At 71.4% G+C, this 5,930-nt stretch carries 7 protein-coding genes; 5 read left to right on the plus strand and 2 right to left on the minus strand.

Translation table 11 applies throughout. The features are described 5' to 3' along the window. Nucleotides 1–19: 19 nt before the first annotated feature. Complete coding sequence (locus tag J0670_RS27330; protein WP_207814362.1) at nucleotides 20–568, minus strand: TetR/AcrR family transcriptional regulator; 549 nt, start codon at nucleotides 566–568, stop codon at nucleotides 20–22. A gap of 111 nt (nucleotides 569–679) precedes the next feature. Here J0670_RS27330 and J0670_RS27335 point away from each other — a divergent pair, with 111 nt between their 5' ends. The 5 genes from J0670_RS27335 (at nucleotide 680) to J0670_RS27355 (ending at nucleotide 5,316) form a co-directional block, all read left to right on the plus strand. Then, the gene (locus J0670_RS27335) at nucleotides 680–1,930 is read left to right on the plus strand and encodes an MFS transporter (protein WP_207814363.1); all 1,251 of its coding nucleotides are present in this window, start codon (nucleotides 680–682) and stop codon (nucleotides 1,928–1,930) included. 54 nt (nucleotides 1,931–1,984) lie between these two features. Further along, on the plus strand, nucleotides 1,985–2,785 hold the full coding sequence (locus tag J0670_RS27340; protein WP_207814364.1) for an alpha/beta fold hydrolase: 801 nt from the start codon (nucleotides 1,985–1,987) through the stop codon (nucleotides 2,783–2,785). 226 nt (nucleotides 2,786–3,011) lie between these two features. Beyond that, nucleotides 3,012–4,115: a saccharopine dehydrogenase gene (locus J0670_RS27345; protein ID WP_207814365.1), complete on the plus strand. Its 1,104-nt coding sequence runs from the start codon at nucleotides 3,012–3,014 to the stop codon at nucleotides 4,113–4,115. Continuing rightward, nucleotides 4,112–4,675: a TetR/AcrR family transcriptional regulator gene (locus J0670_RS27350; RefSeq protein WP_207814366.1), complete on the plus strand. Its 564-nt coding sequence runs from the start codon at nucleotides 4,112–4,114 to the stop codon at nucleotides 4,673–4,675. Before J0670_RS27345 ends, J0670_RS27350 begins: the two co-directional genes overlap by 4 nt. A 113-nt stretch (nucleotides 4,676–4,788) precedes the next feature. After that, the gene (locus tag J0670_RS27355) at nucleotides 4,789–5,316 is read left to right on the plus strand and encodes a hypothetical protein (protein WP_207814367.1); all 528 of its coding nucleotides are present in this window, start codon (nucleotides 4,789–4,791) and stop codon (nucleotides 5,314–5,316) included. 104 nt (nucleotides 5,317–5,420) lie between these two features. Here J0670_RS27355 and J0670_RS27360 read toward each other — a convergent pair. Continuing rightward, nucleotides 5,421–5,930: YceI family protein (locus J0670_RS27360; protein WP_307806715.1), on the minus strand; the 510-nt coding region annotated here is incomplete at its 5' end.

The raw sequence follows: 5,930 nt of genomic DNA on the forward strand, positions 1-5,930 counted from the left end.
GGGAGCGGGGCGCGGACTGTCAGGCGCGGCCGGCGAGGAGCATCTCTGCGATGGCCTTGGCCTGGAGGGCGGGGGCGGCGGAGCGGGTGCGCAGCGCCGTGACGTGCGCGCCGTCCATCAACATGAGGAACTGCTGGGCCAGTTGCTCCGGATCGGGGTGGCCCGCCGCGGTCAGCAGGCCGGCGATGTACTCGGTCACCGCCCGCTTGTGTTCGATGACCAGTCGGCAGACCGGGCCGTCGAGGTCGGGGTCCTCGATCATCGCGTTGATGAATGCGCAGCCGCTGAATTCGGGCGAGGTGAACCGTTCGGCGAGGGCGTCGAAGATGGCCAGAGGGGTGCCGCCGCGGGCGGCCACGGCCTGTTCCAGCCAGGCGCGCGAGCGTTCGTCGCGGCCGCGGAGCACGGCCAGTACCAGCTCCTCCTTGCTGGGGAAGTGCCGGTAGAAGGACGCGCGCCCCACGCCGGAGACCTCCAGCAGGCGTTCCACACCCACGGCTCGCACCCCTTCGGCGTAGAAGAGTTCGTCGGCGGTGGCGAGAAGGCGTTCGCGGGCTCGGGTTGCCATGTCCTCACTCTAGTCCGTCTTGACAGCATTCGGAACCGACCGGTACCGTCCTTGACTAAAATGGTACCGATCGGTTCCAAGTGACCCGACCCATGTGCTGGGGGATGACCAGTGGTCGACGAGGCTGCCAGTGACAGCAAGGACGCTTCCCCGGAGCAGGGTTGGCGTGCGCGTACCGCGATCCTCACGTTGGGAGCCTTCGCGGTGGGGACGGACGGGTACGTGATCGTCGGGCTGTTACCCCAGATCGACAGGACGCTGCACGTCAGCAGTGCCGCGTCCGGCCAACTGGTGAGCGTCTTCGCCCTGGTGGTCGCCTTCCTGGCGCCGGTTCTCGCCACGGTGACCAGCAAATGGCCGCGGCAACGCGTGCTCGTCACCGCACTGCTCCTGCTCGGAGTGGGAAACGCGGTGACCGCCCTGTCGGGCGATTACGGACTCGTGCTCGCGTCCCGGATCCTGGCGGGTGCCGGCGCCGCACTGTTCACCGCGAACGCGGTGGCCACGGCCGCGTTCCTGGCTCCCGGCGAGCGCCGGGGGAGCGCCATCGCCATGGTGACGGCCGGCTCGACGCTCTCGCTGATCCTGGGAGCTCCGTTGGGGACCGTCATCGGGAACAACCTGGGCTGGCAGGCGGCGATCTGGTTCATCGCCGGCATCGCCGTCGTCGTCGCCGTCGCGGTCGCCGCCCTGCTGCCCGCCATCAGGATCGATCAGGTCATCACCCTGCGCCAGCGCCTCAGCCCCCTCGCCGACCGGCGGGTGCTGAAGATCCTCGCGGTCACCCTGCTGGCCTTCATCGGCATCTTCCTTCCCTTCACCTACATGAGCGCGGTCTTCGCGCCGGCGACCGGTGGCAGCCAACCCCGGCTCGCCCTGCTGCTGATGGCCTTCGGCGTCGCCGCGACGGTCGGGAACCTGGCGGCCGGCCGGTTGGCCGACCGCTACAACGCCCGGCTCGTCGTCATCATCGCCACGCTGTGCATCGGATCGGTGTTCCTGATCATGCTGGCCGTGCGGGGAACCTTCGTCCTCGCGGTGGTCATGGAGGCGTTGGCCGGCCTGGTCTGCTTCTCCGTCATCGGGCCGCAGCAGCAGCGCATCATCGCCCACGCACCCGAAGGCGGCGCACCCCTCGTCACGTCACTCAACCTGTCCACCGCGTACCTGGGGAACTTCGTCTCCAGCGTCATCGGCGCGGTCATCCTCTCCACCGCCAGTTCCGCGGCCTTCGTGCTGCCCGTGGCCGCGGGTTTCGCACTGGCCGCGAGCCTGATCGCCTGGTGGACGGCGAGGCCGGTGGGCGCCGGTGGCGAGGACCCCGCCGAGGGGACCACGAGGGTCGCGGCCGCCACGAAGTGATCTCACCGATTCCGGCGCAATCGAATGCGACAATCGATAGAGAGGATCAATTCCATGGCCAGTACGCCCATGCAGAGCGTTGAGGTCGCCGGAGTCCCGGTCGGCTATTTCGTGCAGGGACAGGGCCCAGAGCTCCTCCTCGTCCATGGCGCCGGCGGGCATCCGGAGTCGAGCTTCGCCAATCTTCTCGACCACCTGTCGAAGAGCCGAACGGTGATCGTTCCGGGCTACTCGGGCAGCACCTTCACCCCGCTTCCCGACGGCGAGTTGAGCTTCGAACTGCTGGCCGACCAGATGGCCGGGGTGCTGAGGGCGGCCGCGCACGGCCCGGCGGACGTCATCGGGTTCTCCACCGGTGCGGGCATCGCCGCGGTCCTCGCGACGAAGGAGCCGGAGCTGGTCCGTCGCATGATGTTCTGCGGTGGATTCATGCACTACAAGGATCCGCGGCAGCGCACCTTCGTGAAGATCTGGCTCAAGCTCGCCGAGCTGGACGCCAACGCGTTCGCCGACTACACCGTGATCCACGCGCTGTCGGATCGCTATCTGGATTCGATCAGCGCCGACGAGCGGTTCCACCTGCGCATCGGCCTGTTGCCGTCCAAGGCGCTGGTCGCGATGTGCAGGCTCGTCAGCACCGCGGACCTCAGCGACTACATGCCGAACATCAAGTGCCCCACACTCGTGGTCGCCCCGACGGAGGATCAGCTGATCCCGAACAGGTACACGAGGCAGCTGCGGGACGCGATCCCGGGCAGCGAGTACATCGAGGTGGAATCGGGCCACCTGGTGGCCGTGGAGAAGCCGGAAGAGCTGCTCGGGATCATCGACACCTTCCTCGACCGGCGTCCCTGAGGCCGGATCGGCCCTTGCCGGACGATACGGGCCGGCCGGGCGCCGCAGCAGGTTGCGGCGCCCGGCCGGGCCGTCCGCCCGAGCCCTTCCCGAGCCCTTCGAACCGCCTCACTCTTCGTGACCGTTGCGTCGAGCGGCTCTTGAACGCGCGACAACTGAACATGCGAGCCCGCCGGCCCCGGGGGGTTGATGGAATTTTTAGGTCGAGTGACCTATTTTCTTTCCCATGGACCTTGCGAACACGAACGACAACCTGGCCTTCGACCCCGAGGGCCCCGTCCTGCTCGTCGGCGGCTACGGCACCGTGGGTGCGGAGCTCGCTCGGATGGCGGCGGCCGACTGGCCACTGCTGCTGACCGGGCGCTCGGAGGAGCGCGGGGCCGCGCTCGCCCGGGAGCTGGGCGACGCGGCCGTGCGGCGGTGGGACCTGGCCGATCCGGCGCCGTTCGCCGCCGCCGCCCGTGCGGTGGTGAGCGTGGTCAACGATCCGGACGACCGCGTGTTGCGGGCCGCCGCCCGGGCCGGCGTGCCCTACGTGGACGTCACCCGCTGGACGACCCGGCTGCAGCGGGCCGCCACCGTGGCGGCACTGCTGCGGCCGACAGCGCCGGTGCTGCTCTCCTCGGCCTGGATGGGCGGGGTGACCGGCCTGGTGACGGCGGCCCTGGCGGAGCGGCTCGGCGGGGCGGAGCGCGTGGAGGTCGCGATCCGCTGGGACCTCGCGGACCGGGCGGGCGCCGACTCGGTGGAGTTCATGGACCGGCTCGGTCTGGACTACGAGGTGGTCCGGGACGGCCGGCGCAGCGCGGTCGCCCCGCTCAGCGGCCCGCGCACCGTCCGGATCGGCGATTTCCCCACCAAGGTCGCCGGAATCGACACCCCCGAGCAGTTCACCCTCCCGCTCACCCTCGGCACGACCACCGCCACCACCCGGATCGGCTTCAGCTCCCAGGCCAGCACCACGGCACTGCTGGCCGCCAAGCACGTCGGCTTCTTCCGCTGGGGCCGGGGCGACCGCTTCCGGTCCGCCCGACACGCGATGCTGTACTCGCCGGGCGAGGGTGGCGTGGCGCTCCTGCGGATCGACGTCTCCCACGCCGGGCGCGAGCTGAGCGCGCTGGTCGAGGACGCGGCCGGGCAGGCCCACCTGACGGCCGTCGGCGCGCTGCTGGGCCTGCGCCGGGCGCTGGGCGCGGACGGCGCCGAGCCGCCGTCCGGGGTGGCGTTCCCCGAGCAGACGCCCCGGCCGGAGCAGGTCCTGGCGGACCTCGCGGCACTCGGCGTCACGGTCAAGCTTCGCTCCGACGAGCGCACGAGGGCCGCGGCATGAGCGGGAAGGGCGAGCAGCGGCGGGCACAACTGCTGGACGCCGCGGAGGAGTTGCTGGTCACGGTGGGTGGCGCGGAGCTGTCGATGCGCTCGGTCGCCGCGGCGGCGGGCGTACGGCTGGGGCATCTGCAGTACTACTTCCCGACGCACGCGGACCTGGTGGGCGCCGTGCTGGAGCGGGTCCTCAGCCGGTCGGCGGAACGGATGGAGCCGCTGCTCGCACGGTCGGCCGACGACGGGGAACTGGTCGGCGCCCTGCTCGCCGAGCAGCAGGACGCCCGGCTGGTACGGCTGTTCACCGAGCTGTGGGCCCTGGCGGCCAGGGACGAGGCGATGGCGGCGGCCGTCCGGGGCTTCTACGCCACGTACCGCGATCACGTCGCCGACTTCCTCGCCTGCCGCCGCCCCCTGCTGTCCGAGGAGGTGCGGCGGGCCCGGGCGCAGGTGTTCGTGATGCTGGTCGAGGGCGCGGCCCTGTTCCGCTCCGGCGTCGCGGGCGAGCGCGAACCGGCCGTCGACGAGGAGTTGGTGCGCACCGCCCGGGCGCTGCTCGCGCCGTAGACGCGGGCGGTACACCGTGGCGGGGCAGTGCGCCGTGGACGCGGGCGCGGCGCCGGGGGAGTGCCGTCCCGGCCGGCGCGCGAAGGCGCCGAAGTTCAGGCCTCGTCGGTGGCATGGCCGTCGTCTCGATCGGCGGCGCCGTCTCCGCGGTCGTCACCGAGGTGATCCTGTCCGCCGCACCACCGGAGCGGGCCGGGGCGGCCTCCGCCATGGCCGAGACCTCCGCCGAGTTCGGCGGGGCGCTGGGCATCGCGCTCCTGGGAAGCATCGGCACCGCCGTCTACCGGTCGGAACTGGCGGCCAAGGCTCCTGACGGCCTCACGTCCGAGGAGCTGGAAGCGGCGAAGAGCACCCTCGGCGGCGCCGTCGAGACCGCCGCCGCCCTCCCGAGGGACACCGCCGAAGCCCTGCGGAACACGGCCTTCGACGCCTTCGCCCGGGAGGCCCGGATCGCCTCGGTGGTCAGTGCCGTCCTGATGACGGGCGCGGCGATCCTCATCGCCACCCTGCTCCGCACCGCGCGCACCCGGCCCGGGCCCGAGGCCCCCCGATCCGCGGCGGAGCACCAGGACGGGGACCGGGCGGGGGCCAGAATTCGCGCCCGGCCTCGCCCTGAGCGTCCGCCGCGGTCACACCGATGACCAGGCGTCCGGGGTGGAGAGACCCCGGAGGCCCTGGGCCTGGACCCGGCCTGCGGCACGCCCGTCTCCGAGGTGGCCCGTGCCTGCGTGGAGGCCGTGCGGGGTCAGCGGTGGGTGAAGCGAGTGGTGAGGGTGACGGTGGTGAGGCCCTTGATCATTCCGGCTCTGTTCCAGTTCATGCCGAAGTCGTTGCGGTCGACGGTGACCTCGCCGCTGAGGGTCACGTCGTCGGGGCCGGCGGCGGTGGCGCGGGCGGTGAAGGTGAGCGGGCGGGTCGTACCGAGCACGGTGAGGCTGCCGGTGACCTTGGCGGTTCCGTCGCCGTCGGCGACGACACGGGTGGCGGTGAAGGCGAACGTCGGATGCCTGTCGACGTCGAAGAAGTCCGCGGAGCGCAGGTGGGTGTCGAGTTTGGCCTGCTTGCTGAGGATCGACGCGGCTTCGATGGTCAGCGTGCCGTGCGCGGAGCCGTCGGGGCCGATCTCGCCTTCGCCGCTGAGCTCGGTGAAGGCAGCCCGGATCGTGGCCAGTCCCCACATCGACTTGTGCTTGATCTCCACTGACGACGTGGCCGTGTCCAGGACCCAGTGGCCGGTGCTGAGGTTGGACAGCCT

This window comes from Streptomyces sp. FH025 (assembly GCF_017427025.1).
Lineage (GTDB): Bacteria > Actinomycetota > Actinomycetes > Streptomycetales > Streptomycetaceae > Kitasatospora.